Origin of the sequence: Caulobacter sp. Root655 (assembly GCF_001427665.1) — a bacterium.
Taxonomy (GTDB): Bacteria; Pseudomonadota; Alphaproteobacteria; order Caulobacterales; family Caulobacteraceae; genus Caulobacter.
The window spans coordinates 49,060-62,562 of record NZ_LMHC01000027.1; the positions used below are offsets into that span (position 1 = coordinate 49,060).

Genomic DNA, 13,503 nt, shown 5'->3' on the forward strand with positions numbered 1-13,503 from the left:
GAGGAAACCTCGGGACCGCCACTCGGCCGCCCGCCCCTGTCCGTCCTGAAGGAAATGGGTCCTTCGGAACCGAAAGAAGCAAATATGTTCGAAATCATGCGCAAGACGATCGAGTGGGGCGGCAAGACGCTGGTCCTCGAAACCGGTCGTATCGCCCGTCAGGCCGACGGCGCCGTTCTGGCCACCATGGGCGAAACCGTCGTCCTGGCCACCGCCGTGTTCGCCAAGAAGGCCAAGCCCGGCCAGGACTTCTTCCCCCTGACCGTCAACTACATCGAGAAGACCTACGCCGCCGGCAAGATCCCGGGCGGCTTCTTCAAGCGCGAAGGTCGTCCGTCGGAAAAGGAAACCCTGGTTTCCCGCCTGATCGACCGTCCGATCCGCCCGCTGTTCGTCAAGGGCTTCAAGAACGAAGTCCAGGTCGTCTGCACCGTGCTGCAACACGACCTCGAGAACGATCCCGACATCGTCGCCATGTGCGCCGCCTCGGCCGCCCTGGTGATCTCGGGCGCGCCGTTCATGGGCCCGATCGGCGGCGCCCGCGTCGGCTACGTCAACGGTGAGTACATCCTGAACCCGACGCTCGACGAGCTGAAGGAAAGCAAGATGGACCTGGTCGTGGCCGGCACCGCCGAAGCCGTGATGATGGTCGAATCCGAAATCCAGGAACTCTCGGAAGAGATCGTCCTGGGCGGCGTCAGCTTCGCCCACAAGGCCATGCAGGCCGTGATCGACGGCATCATCGAGCTGGCCGAACACGCCGCCAAGGAGCCCTTCGACTTCCAGCCGGAAGACACCGACGCCCTGAAGGCCGAAGTGAAGAAGGCCGTCGGCGCCGACCTGGCCGAAGCCTACACCATCCGCGCCAAGGGCGACCGCGTCGCCGCCCTGTCGGCCGCCAAGTCCAAGGCCGTCGACACCTTCGCCAAGAGCGACACCAACCCGGCCGGCATCGATCCGCTGAAGCTGATCTCGGTGTTCAAGGAACTGGAAGCCGACATCGTCCGTCGCTCCATCCTCGACACCGGCATCCGCATCGACGGCCGCACCGTCGACAAGGTCCGTCCGATCCTGGGTGAAGTCGGCATCCTGCCGCGCACCCACGGCTCGGCCCTGTTCACCCGCGGCGAGACCCAAGCCATCGTCGTGGCCACCCTGGGCACCGGCGACGACGAGCAGTTCATCGACGCCCTGGAAGGCACCTACAAGGAATCCTTCCTGCTGCACTACAACTTCCCTCCCTTCTCGGTCGGCGAGACCGGTCGGATGGGCAGCCCGGGCCGCCGCGAAATCGGCCACGGCAAGCTGGCCTGGCGCGCCCTGCGCCCGATGCTGCCGTCGAAGGAAGACTTCCCCTACACCATCCGCCTGGTCTCCGAGATCACCGAGTCGAACGGCTCGTCCTCGATGGCCACGGTCTGCGGCTCCTCGCTGGCCATGATGGACGCGGGCGTTCCGCTGATCCGTCCGGTCTCGGGCATCGCCATGGGCCTGATCCTGGAAAAGGACGGCTTCGCGGTTCTGTCGGACATCCTGGGTGACGAAGACCACCTGGGCGACATGGACTTCAAGGTCGCCGGCACCAGCCAGGGCCTGACCTCGCTGCAGATGGACATCAAGATCGCCGGCATCACCGAAGAGATCATGAAGCAAGCGCTGGCCCAGGCTAAGGGCGGCCGCGAGCACATCCTCGAGGAGATGAACAAAGCGATGGACGCCCCTCGTGAAGAGGTCGGCGACTACGCTCCGAAGATCGAGACCATCACCATCCCCACCGACAAGATCCGCGAAGTGATCGGCACCGGCGGCAAGGTGATCCGCGAGATCGTCGCCACCACCGGCGCCAAGGTCGACATCAACGACGAAGGCACCGTGAAGGTCTCGGCCTCGGACGGCGCCAAGATCAAGGCCGCGATCGACTGGATCAAGTCGATCACCCAGGAAGCGGAAGTCGGCGCGATCTACGACGGCAAGGTCGTGAAGGTCGTCGATTTCGGCGCCTTCGTGAACTTCTTCGGCGCCAAGGACGGCCTGGTCCACGTCAGCCAGATCAGCAACGAGCGGGTGGCCAAGCCCTCGGACGTGCTGAAGGAAGGCCAGATCGTCAAGGTCAAGCTCCTCGGCTTCGACGATCGCGGCAAGACCAAGCTGTCGATGAAGGTCGTCGACCAGGAAACCGGCGAAGACCTGTCCAAGAAGACCGAAGTGTCGCCCGAGGAAGCCGTCAACACCTGAGGGTGAGGACGTCTTTCACGACGTGAGCTAAGCGAGCGGGCGGTTCCGAGAGGGGCCGCCCGTTTTGCGTTGGGGGGCTCCCTTCGCTCATCGACGGGTATCGCTTCGTGCTGTACGCGTGTGGTGTCCGCTACGGCTATCGGTTGAGAGAATTGAAAAAGACGTTTCTCTTCCTGGTCCTTGGAGTGATGGCGCTCCTCCTGGTCTATCCGGCCTACATCGCGCTTGGCGCATTGGCGCGCGGCTACGACTGGCGTGAGATGGACTGGAACAGTGACGGGCGAACGACCTTGTCTGAGTTCCTCTCCTCGGCGGACATCGCCAAACGCTCGATCAAGCGAGGACAGGATGTGTGTTGGGAGTACTACGCGCTGAAGGACGGCCTCCCGGTTCGCACCGACTGCGGATTGCGCGTCTTCATTCGACCCTGATGCGGTCGTGGCCCGCATCCGCCCGTGGATGCGACCCCACCTTAAACCCTTGGTGGATCGGAGCTCTGGGGTCAGGCCGTGTCAAGGACGGCGCGTCGCGCCGCCGCGACGCGGCCGCCGGAGGCGGTCCTTGACACGGCCTGACCCCAGAGCAAGCTCGCCTCCAAGGATTTAAGGCGGGGCCTGTCCGCCGGGGCGGGCGGCTTGTGAAGGGGCGCTGCGCTTCGTCATTGAAGCACCGACCTTTCGTCCGTTTCCCCGACGAAGGTCGGGGCCCAGATGAAACCCACGAGCCGCTCTGGATGAATCTGGGTCCCGGCCTTCGCCGGGAAAACGGCGGTGGAGATCAAGGCCTTAGGGGAGCGCAACCGCCGCCCCCCTACCGCCTCGGCGTCACCCGCAGCGCCACGCGATCCGGCGCTCCCGTCCCGTCCAGGCACCGCGCGTACCTGAACTTCAGGTCGTAGCAGACCCGCACCTCGGTCAGCCGATTGCCCTTGCCCACTCGGACGTCGAGCCCGTCGCGGGTCAGGCCGGGGTTGCGAGCCAGGAAGGCGTCGCGCAGCTGGCCGGCGGTCTGGGCTCCGGCGGGGTCGGGGACGTCGATCCCGGCGCGCAGGGCGCGGGCCTTGGCGAAATAGTCGGCGGCGCTGTTCCAGCCGCAGGTCCCGTGCGTCGCCCATTCGTGCTGCAGCAGCGACGGCGAGGGCGTCATGCACAGGTTAGCCCTCAGGGTGGCCGGGTCGAGCGGCGGAGCGTCGCGGCAGGAACTGGGGCCCCAGGCGCGGCCGTCGGGCCACAGGCCGTGGACGATGAAGCCGAAGCTGTTGGCGCGGCATTGCAGGGCGGCGCCGGCCTCGCCGCCGTGCACGCGACAGAACTCCGGCGACCAGGCCAGGACCAGCAGATAGGCGGCCGTCGGCGTGTCGCGCCGGACCTCGCCGCGCGGCGGTGCCTTGGCCGGGGCCGGGCGCACGTCGCGCGGGATCATGCAGGCCTCGGGCGACGCCGCCTGGGCCGCGCCGACTAGCGTCAAGGCCAGCAAGACGGAGCCCAGGGCCCGGATGATCGCCGCCGCCCGCATGCTAGCGCCGCGCCTCCGTCGCCATGCGCACGGCCAGGCCGCCCAGCACCGAGGCCATCAGCCAGCGCTGGATCAGCGCGAAGCTGGGCCGCTGGGCCAGGAAGCCGGCAATGGTCCCGGCGGCCAGGCAGATGACGCCGTTGACGGTCAGGCTGATCAGGATCTGGCTGCCGCCCAGGGCCAGGGACTGGCCCAGCACCGCGCCGTGATGCGGGTCGATGAACTGCGGCAGCAGCGACAGGTACAGCATCGCCGCCTTGGGGTTCAGCAGATTGGTCAGGAAGCCCATGCTGATCAGCCTGGCCGGGCTGTCCTTGGGCAGCTCGCGCACCTGGAACGGCGAGGCGCCGCCCGGTCGGATCGCCTGCCAGGCCAGCCAGGCCAGGTACAGGGCCCCGCCGAACCGCAGGATGTCATAGGCGATCGGCGCGGCCATCAGCAGGGCGGTAATGCCCAGCGCCGCGCAGACCAGATAGACCACGAAGCCGGCGGCGGTGCCGATCAGCGACACGATCCCGGCCCAGCGGCCCTGGGAGATCGAGCGGCTGACCAGGTAGAGCATGTTGGGCCCGGGGGTCAGCGCCATGCCCAGGCAGACGAGACAGAAGGCGATCCAGGTCTTGGCTTCAGGCATGGGCGGTCTCCGCGGTTCAAGGATGGGCGCCCAGGCGAACGGCTGTCGATGCGGTCCGCGCTCCCCGAGGGTGCTCCCTCTCATCGCCAGTCACGCGGACGGAGGCTGTGTACACCGGTTCGTGGTCAAGGTTTAGGGGGTGGCGCAGGCTGGGGACAGGCGCATGCGCCTGTCCCCGATCGCGCGGCCCCATTTTCTGAGAATGATTATCATTGCACTGCGGTAACGCCACAGCTAAGAACGCGTCGCAATTACGACAAGGGCCGCGCTCCCCCGACGGCCTGCTGGGGTTTCCTGACGCATGCAAAAGCCTTCCAAGCCCGCCGTCGCCGGTGTCCGCAGCCAAGCCCGCCGCGCCCTGGGCGCCGCCGCCGTCGCCGGCGTGGCCGGCCTGGCCCTGGCGCCTGTCGCCTTCGCGGCCGCGCCCGACGCCGACGCGCCGGTCGCCACCGCCGCCGACAACGCCAACGAGATCGCCGGCGTCCAAGTCGACGGCAAGAAGAAGGTCGCCGAGGTCGGTTCGCCGAAGTTCACCGCCCCGCTGGTCGACACGCCCAAGTCGATCACGGTGATCCCGCAGAAGATCATCAGCCAGACCGCCGCCACTTCGCTGCAGGACATCCTGCGCAACTCGCCCGGCATCACCTTCGGGGCGGGCGAGGGCGGCCAGCCCTTGGCCGACCGGCCGTTCATCCGTGGCCAGGCCTCGGGCAACAACGTCTTCGTCGACGGCGTGCGCGACAGCGGCGGCCAGTCGCGCGAAGTGTTCAACCTGGAACAGGTGGAAGTGATCAAGGGGCCGGACTCGGCCTATAGCGGCCGCGGCTCGGGCGGCGGCAGCATCAACCTGACCTCCAAGAGCCCCAAGGCCGACGATTTCGCCAACGCCTCGCTGGCCGTCGGCACCGACGAATATGTCCGCGCCACCGCCGACCTGAACCACCAGATCAACGACAGCGTCGCCGTCCGCCTGAACTTGCTGGGCACGAAGGGCAACATCCCGGGCCGCAAGGCCGTGGACTTCGACCGCTGGGGGATCGCGCCGTCGATCGCGTTTGGCCTGAACGGCCCGACCCAGCTGGTGGTCAGCTACTACCACCTCGACGGCAACAACATGCCCGACTACGGCATTCCGCTGTTCACCAAGGTCCTGGCCCAGCCGCGCGACGCCTCGGGCATCCTCAAGGTCGACCGCGACACGTTCTACGGCCTGAAGGCGCGCGACTACCAGAAGACCAAGGCCGACATCGCCACCATCGCCTTCGACCACCAGATCAACGAGAACCTCGGCGTCCGCCAGGTGCTGCGCTACTCCAAGACCCTGAACGACTACATCGTCACCAACCCCGGCGACGCGGGCCCGGCCCAGCTGATCAATGGCGTCTACTGGATGAAGCGGGGGCCCAAGACCCGCTGGAACCCGACCACCACGATCGCCTCGGTCACCGACCTGCACGGCAAGTTCGCCACCGGCGGGATCGAGCACAGCTTCGACGTCGGGCTGGAACTGAGCCGCGAGAAGAACCTCAACGCCACCTACACGACGTTCACCACCGGCGGCGCGCCGTGCCCGACCGGCTATGTCTGGCTCGGCTCCTTCCAGGCCAACCTGGGCAGCGGCGACTGCACCAACGTCTTCGCGCCCAACGCCGACGATCCGTGGACCGGCGTCGTCAACCGCGGCCCGGCCAACTACAACGTCAGCAAGACCGCCGCCGTCTACGCCTTCGACACCCTCAAGTTCGGCGATCGGTGGCTGCTGAACCTCGGCGTCCGCCACGACAACTATCAGAGCTTCGGCTACGACTACACCTTGAGCCAGGCTCAGGGCGTCTACACCATCACCAGCGTCGCCGCCCGCGACGCGGAGTGGAGCTTCACCAACTACCAGGCCGGCCTGGTCTTCAAGCCGACGCAGGACTCCAGCCTCTACGTCTCATACGGCACCGCCTCGACCCCGCCCGGCATCTCGGCCGGCGATCAGAACACCAACGGCGGCGTCGGTTCCGGCAACTTGTCCACCCAGATCCTGGAGCCCGAGGACAGCGAGAGCTTCGAGCTGGGCGCCAAGGTCAACGTCTTCGACGACAAGCTGGCCCTGTCGGCGGCGGCCTTCAAGACCACCCGCAAGAACGCCCAGGTGCTGACCGGCGTCGACACCTACGCCCAGGTTGGCGAGGTCGAGGTCAAGGGGATCGAGCTGGGCGTCTCCGGCAACATCACGTCCAAGTGGCAGGCCTTCGGCGGCTACACCTACATGGACAGCGAACTGGTCAAGGGCGCGGTGACGATCCCGGCCACCGGCCCGAACGCCGGCACGCCGATCATCAACATCAATACGGGCGACCCGCTGGCCAACACGCCCAAGAACACCTTCAGCCTGTTCACGACCTACCGCGTGGTGCGCGGCCTGTCGCTGGGCGGCGGCGCCTACTATTCGTCCAAGGCCTATGGCGGCAACCAGGGCGGGGCCGGCGGCGGGGCCAACAAGGTCTACCTGCCGTCCTACTGGCGCTACGACGCCTTCGCCAGCTACGTGGTCAACGACAAGGTCGACCTGCAGCTCAACGTCCAGAACCTGACCGACGAGCGCTACTTCACCAAGACCAACGGCACCCACCACGCCGACCCGGCCCCGGGCCGCCAGGCGATCCTGACCTTGAACGTCAAGTACTGAGCCTCTCCCTCCCCGGAGTTGATCGTCTGACGTCCAAGCGCGTCGTCAGGGAGCGGCCCCTCCCGGACGACGCCAAGTTTCTGATAGGAGTCGGGTCATGATCCAGATCCCCGACGTCCTGACGCCCGACGAAGTCGCCCATTGCCGCGCCGTCCTCGACGCCGCCGACTGGATCGACGGCAACGCCACCTCCGGCTTCCAGGCGGCGATGGCCAAGAACAACCAGCAACTGTCGCAGGACGGGGCGGCGGCTCGCGAGGTCGGGGCGATCATCACCCAGGCCCTGCAGGCCAACCCGCTGTTCGTCTCGGCCGCCCTGCCGCGCGCCATCCTGCCGCCGCTGTTCAACCGCTATGGCGTGGGCATGGGATTCGGCGACCACGTCGACAATGCCATCCGCCGCGACCCCTCGACCGGCCTGCCGCTGCGCACCGACCTGTCGGCCACGCTCTTTCTGTCTGATCCGGACGACTATGACGGCGGCGAGCTGGTGGTCGAGGACGCCTTCGGCAGCCACATCGTCAAGCTGCCGGCCGGCGGGCTGATCCTCTATCCGGCCTCCAGCCTGCACCATGTCACGCAGGTGACGCGCGGCGTGCGGACGGCCAGCTTCTTCTGGATCCAGAGCCTGGTGCGCGACGACGCCCGGCGCGCCCTGCTGCTCGACATCGACGTGGCCATCCAGAGATTGTCGGGCGCGGTGGGGGCTGTCGATCCATCGGTGCTGTCGCTGACCGGGACCTACCACAACCTCCTGCGGATGTGGGCCGAGGTCTGACGATCCCATGCCTGATGGTTCGGGCTTGAAGCGAAGACGCGACTAAAGGTCGCAAATGCCAACCATAAGTTTACTCTTCAGCTTCACTATTCCGGCGTCGTTTCCCCGGAGCCGCGATGTCCCCGCCACCCGCCGACCGCGCCAGCGCGCCCGCCCGGCTCAGCGACGTCGAAAGCGCGCAGTGGTTCCTCGACCATTCGCACGACCTGTTCGCCGTGGTCGACAAGGGCCTGTTCGCGGTCGTCAACGCCGCCTGGACGCGCGTGACCGGCTGGACCCGCCAGGAGCTGATCGGCCAACCCGCGCTACGCTTCGTGCATCCGGACTCGCAGCAGGACTTCATCGAGACCGCCAACCTGATCCGGGCCACCGGCGAGGCCCGCAACCGCCTGAAGGTGACCTGCAAGGCCGGCGGCTGGGTGTGGCTGGAGAACCAGTCGCGCCTGGGCCCGAACGGCGAGATGGTCGGCGCCCTGCGCGACGTCACCGCCGAGGTGGCCCGCGACGCCGAACTGGCCACCGCCCACCACACCCGCGAACTGCTGTCGACGGCCGCCGGCATCGGTGTCTGGAGCTATGAGCCGCACGGCGCGCACATCGAGTGGTCACCCGACATCCTCAGGACCACGGGGCTGACGGCCGAAGACGTATCGCGGCCAGACCTGTTCTTCGACCGTCTGGACCCGGTGGAGGGTCAGGCCCTGCGGGCGGCGTTCGACACCGCCGTGCGCACCGGCCGAGGCGGCACGATCGAGCACCGGCTGCGTGGGGCCGGCGACCAGTGGTTCACCTATCGCGCCACCTTCCGGACCGAGCCACGCGCCGACGGACTGTTCGCGCTCAAGGGCATCTCGCAGAACGTCACCGACGTGGCCCGGACCCGCGACGCGGCGGTCTGGGGCGAGCGCCAGGCCCGCCGCCTGGTCGAGGAGGCCCCGTTCGCGGTGGCGCTCTACGACCGCGAGCTGCGCCTGCGGGTGGTCAGCCCCCGGTTCCTGGAGATCTTCCAGGCCACCGAGACCCAGGTGATCGGCCGCACCCTGCAAGACCTGACCTATGGCGCGCGCCGGCGCTTCGTGTCGGCGGTGGAACGGGCCCTGGTCGGCGAGACGGTGGTGCGGCGCGAGGACCAGCTGCGCGACGGCCTGGGACGGGTCCACACCCTGCGCTGGGAGGCCCGGCCCTGGCGCGACGCCGACGGCCAGATCGCCGGGGTCATCACCTATATGGACGACGTCACCGCCCTGTCCGGCGCGCGGCGCGAGGCCCGGGCCAACGCCCGGCGGTTGCGGGTGGCCCTGGGCGCGGCCCAGGCCGGGGTCTACGAGATCGACCACGTGGGCAAGGCCTTTTGGGGCTCGCCCGAGTTCCACCGCATCCTGGGCCGCCGGATCACCTACGAGGACGTGCGCAGCGCCGTCTGGCCGATGATCCACCGCGACGATGTCGCCGAGGTCTATGACGCGGCCGGCAAGTGGCGCGAGACCGACGGCCGGGCCGGCCGATCCTTCGACGCCCGAGTGGTGACCGCCGCCGGCGAGGAGCGCTGGATGCGCATCTTCCACGAGGTTCGCCGCGACGCGGCCGGCCGAGTGCGCAAGGCGTTCGGCCTGATCCTCGACATCGACGCGAAGAAACGCTCCGAACTGGCCCTGGTCGAGGCCGAGCGGGCCGCCCAGGCCGCCAACGACGCCAAGGCCCAGTTCCTGGCCAATATGAGTCACGAGATCCGCACGCCGATGAACGGGGTGCTGGGGGTGATGCACCTGCTGCGGCGCGAGAAGCTGCCGGGCGACGCCGACCAGCTGCTGGGCGAGGCCCTGGCCTGCGGCCGGATGCTGTCGACCCTGCTGGACGACGTCATCGACTTCTCGCGCATCGAGGCCGGACGGCTGGACGTGACCCGCGAGGCGGTCGATCCCAGCGCCCTGGCGACGAGCGTGGCGCGGCTGCTGCGCGCCCAGGCCGAGAACAAGGGGCTGGCGCTGCGCGTCGAGGCCCCCGACCTGGGCCTGATCCTCACCGATCCCAGCCGTCTGCGCCAGGCGTTGTTCAACCTGGTCGGCAACGCCGTGAAGTTCACCCTGCACGGCGCCGTCACCCTGCGGGTGCGCCGGGTCGAGGGCGCCGACGAGCCGCGGGTCGCCTTCGAGGTGGTCGACACCGGGGTCGGCATCGCCGCCGAGGCGCAAGGTCGCCTGTTCGAACGCTTCCAGCAGGCCGACGCCAGCACCACCCGGCGGTTCGGCGGCTCGGGCCTGGGCCTGGCCATCACCCGGCGACTGGCCGAAATGATGGGCGGCGAGGTCGGCTTCACCTCCCGCGAGGGGGCCGGCTCGACCTTCGTGCTGACCATCGCCGCGCCGCTGGCCCAGGCGCGGGTCGCCGACCCGGCGATGGAGGACGACCTGCTGGCCGGCCTGCGGATCCTGGTGGTCGAGGACAACGCGACCAATCGGATGGTCGCCCGACGCATCCTCGAGCAGCTGGGCGCGGCGGTCGAGACGGCCGACGACGGCCTGGCCGGGGTGGCGGCCGCGCGCCAGGGCGCCTTCGATCTGATCCTGATGGACGTGCAGATGCCGGGCATCGACGGGCTGGAGGCCGCCCGCCGGATCCGCGCCCTGCCGGGTCCCGCCGCCCGCGTCCCGATCATCGCCCTGACCGCCAATGTCATGTCGCACCAGCGGACCTCGTACCTGGCGGCCGGCATGGACGGCGTCGCCGCCAAGCCGATCGCCCCGGCGGCGCTGATCGGCGAGATCATGCGACTGGCGGGCGAGGGTGCGGTCGAGGAAGCGGCGGTGGCGTAGAGCCATAGGTCCTCCCCCCGTGGGGGAGGCGATCGCGAAGCGATCGGTGGGGGGAACCTGCCGAGGTGGGATCACGCCCCCCTCCGTCGGCTTCGCCGACACCTCCCCCACAGGGGGAGGACCTTCCCTCGCCACCAAAATCCGCTAATGCTCCTCGCAAGAACTCCCGGGGGAAATCGCAGCATGACGGCTCAGGCCAAGGTGGAAGACCGCGCCTCGATGCGCACGGTGGTGGCGGCCTCGTCCGCCGGCACGGCCTTCGAATGGTACGACTTCTTCATCTTCGGCAGCCTGGCCCAGGTGATCTCCAAGACCTTCTTCACGGGGCTCTCCGAGACGGCCGGCTATGTCGCCGCCCTGGCCCTGTTCGGGGTGGGCTTCGCCTTCCGGCCGCTGGGCGCGCTGGTGTTCGGCAAGATCGGCGACCAGGCCGGACGCAAGGGGGCGTTCCTGGCCACGGTGCTGCTGATGGGCGGCGCGACCTTCGCCATCGCCCTGCTGCCCACCTACCAGCAGGCGGGGATCGTCTCGCCGATCCTGCTGATCCTGCTGCGCTGCGTGCAGGGCTTCGCCCTGGGCGGCGAATATGGCGGGGCCGCGATCTATGTCGCCGAGCATTCGCCGCCCAAGGAGCGCGGCTGGTCAACCTCGTGGGTGCAGACCTCGGCGGCGTTCGGCCTGTTCGGCGCCTTGCTGGTCATCCTGCTGACCCGTTGGGCGCTGGGGGCCTATGTCGGGCCCGAGGCCTTCGACGCCTGGGGCTGGCGCATCCCGTTCGCCGTGTCGATCGGCCTGCTGGGCATCTCGGTCTGGATGCGCCTGAAGCTCAGCGAAAGCCCGGCCTTCGCCAAGATGAAGGAAGACGGCGAAGCGTCCAAGGCCCCCTATGCCGAGGCCTTTGGCCAGTGGAAGAACCTCAAGCTGGTCCTGCTGGCCTTCTTCGCCATGATGTCGGCCCAGGGCGCGGTCTGGTACACCAGCTTCTTCTACGTCCAGACCTTCATGGAGAAATTCCTGAAGGTCGCCCCGACCACCATCAACGGGCTGATGATGGCCGCCACGGCGGTCAGCGCCATCTTCTACGTCGTGTTCGGCGCTCTGTCGGACAAGGTCGGCCGCAAGCCGGTGATGCTGGCCGGCATGACCCTGGCCCTGGTCTTTTACTTCCCCGGTTTCCACCTTTTGGAGCGCGCCGCCAACCCGGCCCTGGCCGAGGCCACGGCCCGCGCGCCGGTCAGCGTGACCGCCGACCCCAAGGACTGCGCCCTGCAGTTCGATCCGGTCGGCAAGGCCGCCTTCGTCTCGTCCTGCGACATTGCCAAGAGCGCCCTGGCCAACGCCGGGATCTCCTACGCCAACCACCGGGGTCCGGCCGGCCGGCCGGCGGTGGTCCAGGTCGGCGACGCCAAGATCGTCTCCCAGAGCGCCAAGGGTCTGCCGGCCAAGGAAGCCAAGGCGGCGAAGGCCGCCGGCGAGGCGGCGATCAAGGCCGCCCTGGTCCAGGCCGGCTATCCGACCAAGGCCGACCCGGCCCGGATGAACCTGCTGGGCATGTTCGGCGTGCTCTTCGTCTTCGTGATCGCCGCCACCGCCCTGTTCGGGCCGCTGGCCGCCTGCCTGGTCGAGCTGTTCCCGACCCGGGTGCGCTACACCGCCCTGTCGCTGCCCTACCATATCGGAACGGGGTGGATCGGCGGCTTCGTGCCGTTCTCGGCCTTTGCCATCGTGGCGGCGGTGGGCAACATCTATGCCGGGCTCTGGTACCCGGTGGCGTTCACCCTGATCAGCGTGCTGACCACGTTGTTCCTGCTGCCGGAGACCAAGGACAGATCCTTGGACCAATAGTCCCGCTCATCCCGGCGAAAGCCGGGATGAGCGGAGGTTGGGGGAGCTCAGCCCGCCGGCGCCGTCATCAGCACCTCGACCGCCACCGAGGCCGCGGCCAGGGCCTGGATCACCGCCGGATCGACCGGGGCGACGATCAGACGGACGATCTGCCGGCCCTCGCCGGCCAGGGCGACCAGTGTCTCCGCTCCGGCTTCGCCGGGGCTCAGCCGCTGGACGTCGCGGCGGGCCATCACCAGCACCTGCGGATCGGCGCCGTCGTCGGCGACCAGCACGTCGGCCGCGCCCAGCGCCCGGACGGCCCGCAGGGTCAGCAGGTCGGACGGACCCTTGCCGGCGATGAACGACACCTTGCCTTCGCGTCCGACGCCCTTGGCCAGGGCCTTGCGGAACAGCTCGCCGGCCTTGTCCATGTCGCCGGCCATCGCCGCCTGGGCGGCCTCGCCGACCACGGCGTCGCGCAGAAAGGCCCGGCGCTCGTGTAGGGCGGGCAGGGCGCCGCGCACCTCGTCCTGGAACCTGCGCAGCAGGGCGGCGACCCGGCCCGTGCCCTCGGGCACCTGGGCCTCGATGTCGTTGCGCAGCTTGGTGGCCAAGGTCGGCGACGCCCCGCCGGTGCCGATGGCCATGACCACCTCGCCGCGGTCGATCACCGCCGGGGTGTTGAAGTCGCTCATCGCCGGGCGGTCGACCACATTGACCAGCACCCGCGCGGCCCGCGCCGCGCTGGCGGCGGCCTGCAGGAACACCTCGTCGTCGCCGGCCACGAAGGCCAGGATCGCGCCGGCATAGGTTCCGGGCAGGAAGGCGGCGTGGCCGTCGACCCGCACCAGGGTGGCCGGGGACCCGTCGAACAGCCGGGCCTTGTTGTCGGCGGCCTCGCCGCTGCCGGCGATCACGACCCTGCGGCCGTCCAGGGGGAAATAGGCGGGGAAGGAATCCAAGGCGCGTGTCCTGACCGGGTAACCAATGCCAGACCACGCTAGCCCGACTGAACCAAGATTTC

The 13,503-nt window shown here is 68.8% G+C and carries 9 protein-coding genes and 1 riboswitch; of the genes, 6 read left to right on the top strand and 3 right to left on the bottom strand.

Features of this window, described 5'->3' with window-relative positions:
* Nucleotides 1-84 precede the first annotated feature (84 nt).
* Nucleotides 85-2,235, top strand: a complete 2,151-nt coding sequence (pnp, locus tag ASD79_RS21905) for a polyribonucleotide nucleotidyltransferase (protein WP_056725624.1) — start codon at nt 85-87, stop codon at nt 2,233-2,235.
* 107 nt (nt 2,236-2,342) lie between these two features.
* Nucleotides 2,343-2,666 (top strand): hypothetical protein, encoded by a 324-nt coding sequence (locus tag ASD79_RS21910; protein ID WP_156400627.1) that lies wholly within the window; start codon nt 2,343-2,345, stop codon nt 2,664-2,666.
* A gap of 379 nt (nt 2,667-3,045) precedes the next feature.
* On the opposite strand, the gene ASD79_RS21915 is transcribed toward ASD79_RS21910, so the two are convergent.
* Nucleotides 3,046-3,750: a ribonuclease T2 gene (locus ASD79_RS21915; protein ID WP_056725626.1), complete on the bottom strand. Its 705-nt coding sequence runs from the start codon at nt 3,748-3,750 to the stop codon at nt 3,046-3,048.
* 1 nt (nt 3,751) lies between these two features.
* Nucleotides 3,752-4,384 carry a LysE family translocator gene (locus ASD79_RS21920; RefSeq protein ID WP_056725627.1) on the bottom strand — a complete coding sequence of 211 codons (633 nt, stop codon included), beginning with the start codon at nt 4,382-4,384 and terminating at the stop codon, nt 3,752-3,754.
* Nucleotides 4,385-4,405: 21 nt separating this feature from the next.
* Nucleotides 4,406-4,488: riboswitch (ZMP/ZTP riboswitch) on the bottom strand.
* 197 nt (nt 4,489-4,685) lie between these two features.
* Between ASD79_RS21920 and ASD79_RS21925 the strand changes: the two genes are divergently transcribed.
* From ASD79_RS21925 to ASD79_RS21940, 4 genes are all read left to right on the top strand, one after another.
* A complete protein-coding gene (locus tag ASD79_RS21925) occupies nt 4,686-7,061 on the top strand; it encodes a TonB-dependent siderophore receptor (protein WP_056725629.1) in 2,376 nt (791 codons plus the stop codon).
* Nucleotides 7,062-7,158: 97 nt separating this feature from the next.
* A complete protein-coding gene (locus tag ASD79_RS21930) occupies nt 7,159-7,839 on the top strand; it encodes a Fe2+-dependent dioxygenase (RefSeq protein WP_056725630.1) in 681 nt (226 codons plus the stop codon).
* Between the two features lie 116 nt (nt 7,840-7,955).
* The gene (locus ASD79_RS21935; RefSeq protein ID WP_056725631.1) at nt 7,956-10,652 is read left to right on the top strand and encodes a PAS domain S-box protein; all 2,697 of its coding nucleotides are present in this window, start codon (nt 7,956-7,958) and stop codon (nt 10,650-10,652) included.
* A 183-nt stretch (nt 10,653-10,835) separates the two neighbouring features.
* Complete coding sequence (locus tag ASD79_RS21940; protein WP_056725632.1) at nt 10,836-12,497, top strand: MFS transporter; 1,662 nt, start codon at nt 10,836-10,838, stop codon at nt 12,495-12,497.
* Nucleotides 12,498-12,544: 47 nt separating this feature from the next.
* Here ASD79_RS21940 and ASD79_RS21945 read toward each other — a convergent pair whose 3' ends face one another.
* Entirely contained in the window at nt 12,545-13,441 is an 897-nt protein-coding gene (locus tag ASD79_RS21945; RefSeq protein ID WP_056725633.1) for an NAD(P)-dependent oxidoreductase, read from the bottom strand.
* Nucleotides 13,442-13,503: the final 62 nt, after the last annotated feature.